The 2,097-nt window shown below is 36.7% G+C and carries 2 protein-coding genes; both read left to right on the top strand.

Annotation, left to right across the window (positions count from 1 at the left end; genetic code table 11):
- Window positions 1-370 (top strand): ISAs1 family transposase (locus H1P_RS32930; RefSeq protein ID WP_144875652.1); only part of this gene is annotated, 370 nt, incomplete at its 5' end.
- Window positions 371-1,509: 1,139 nt separating this feature from the next.
- Window positions 1,510-1,887 (top strand): response regulator, encoded by a 378-nt coding sequence (locus H1P_RS32925; RefSeq protein WP_144875649.1) that lies wholly within the window; start codon window positions 1,510-1,512, stop codon window positions 1,885-1,887.
- The last annotated feature ends 210 nt before the right edge of the window (window positions 1,888-2,097 follow it).

Raw genomic sequence — 2,097 nt, 5'->3', positions numbered from 1 at the left:
TTTTGAATATCAGTACAGTAGTTATAGCCTTAATAATTCAGGTCACGGTCGAACAGAAAAGAGAGATTATCAAGTTTTAAATAATATTTCTGAGATGGTAGATTCAGAAAAGAAATGGTCGAACCTAAATTCAGTTATTCGTGTTGAATACCTACGTCAATTAAAAAATGGTAAATCAAAAATAGAGCAGAGATATTTTATTACCAGCTTATCAGAAGAAGCCGAGAAATTGGCTGACTATATTCGAGGACATTGGACTATAGAAAACCAATTACATTGGGTTCTAGATGTGGAATTCAGTGAAGATAATTCGCGAATCAGAAAAGATAATTCTCCTGAAAACTTAGCAGTTATAAGACATATAGCTTGAAATTTGTTAAAACAAAACAAAGATTTTAAAGGTAGTATTAAAAGTCAGAGAAATCGAGCAGGATGGGATGATGGTTATCTCCTCAAAATCCTCAAAAATTAAATTATGAATTGCACAATTAAATCATAAATTGAACGGAAGCTTACTCTTCTTAGTCTCTCTTATCTTGACTTTTTCTTTTTTGGTATAAGTTGTGTCGATCGCGACTTAAAATCCAAAAAATGCAGATATTAAATTTAATTTGAGGCTATTGAACTTCTTCAATCTCTTTTTCTGTCTAGCTTTTGAAATTTAGATGCGTTTGCCCTGATCCTGCTCCCTAGTTTCTTTCGGATAGGCTTTTCCTTGTGATTATGTTGATTCTTAGTATTTGTTTCCGAATAGTAGCAGTTGGTGTATTTAATTACAGTTTGTGCTACATTGAAACCGCGTAAAGTCTTAAGACGAAGTTGCTAGCAAATCTAATGATTTCTTCCTCTTAATAGGTTCAGTGCAGTACAGAATCTTATTCACTGATAACTAGGGGTTGTCTTGTTCCTCAGTATCCTTTCGCGACATATTTAGGTTTTTGCACTCAGCCAAGGGTCATATACTCCACGACAGCTATACGCAAGTAAAAATAGCCAGTCTGACCTCCCTTTTTATTCCCTGTGGGTGAAACGACTATGATAGTTCAGTTAATCAGGTTATTAATCTGTGAACCACTATCCTTTCGTTCCCTACCGTTTTCATAGAAATTGTCAGTTACTTTCCCTACAGGTCAGCTAACGACTGTTTGAGCAAATTCACTGTACGTTAACCATGTATGTCTTCACTAACGAGGATTCTCTAGTAACTTCGAGTTACTCGTATTTACCCCATGCACCGCAAGTTACGGTTACCAGTCCGTAAAATGTGAGGTATGTATTCACTCCTGTGGTTCGGAGGGTAGGAATTTAACCCACAAGATACAGAGTTTAATATTGAACTGAATGGTTCAATATTCTTTCTTATAAGTATTAATGTAATACTTATAAGAAAAAACAAGTCGCACACTTACTAGCTAATTGTAGTTTACCATATTTCACCGACAGCTTATTACTGTCTCAAGACTGTTCCTCCGCGAGTTGAAATATCGCGGTTTCCCAGATACTTATTACATGACTAAACGCATTCTTGTCATTGATGATGATGAAGATATCCAAGATGTTGCCCGAATTGCCCTAGAAGTAGTAGGCGGTTGGCAAGTAATAACTGCTAGTTCTGGCAGCGAAGGTTTGCTCTTGGCTGTGAGAGAACAACCCAATGCGATTCTGTTAGATGTCATGATGCCCGATCTCGACGGTATTGCTACTCTCAAACAGTTAAAAGCTAACCCCTTAACCCAGCCAATTCCTGTTATTTTTCTCACCGCTAAAGTACAATCTAGAGATCGCGATCGTTTTGCTCAATTAGATATAATTGGTATCATTGCCAAACCTTTTAAAACTATGATTTTAGCCGATCGAGTTGCAGAAATTCTCGGCTGGAAAGATTAATTAAATTATCGGTGCTAGCTCTGAGTTTAAGACTCCCAGTTCTATAACTGGTATTTTTTAAGTCGTGAGTTTCAGTCTCCGACTTAACGGGACTTAAACAAAAACTAAGCCCAAATGAACCCTAAACTAGCTTTGTAAGCAGTAAAAACGTCTAAATTATGATTGAGCCACTGGACAAAACGATAAGACATAGCTGTACGAAATGCCGAC

The organism is Hyella patelloides LEGE 07179, assembly GCF_900659865.1.
Taxonomy (GTDB): domain Bacteria; phylum Cyanobacteriota; class Cyanobacteriia; order Cyanobacteriales; family Xenococcaceae; genus Hyella; species Hyella patelloides.
This window is presented reverse-complemented; position numbering and strand designations above follow the sequence as displayed.

What these genes read in the sequence shown, in the direction of transcription:
- H1P_RS32925 (WP_144875649.1), top strand. Translation starts at nt 1,510, where the DNA reads ATGACTAAACGCATTCTTGTCATTGATGATGATGAAGATATCCAAGAT.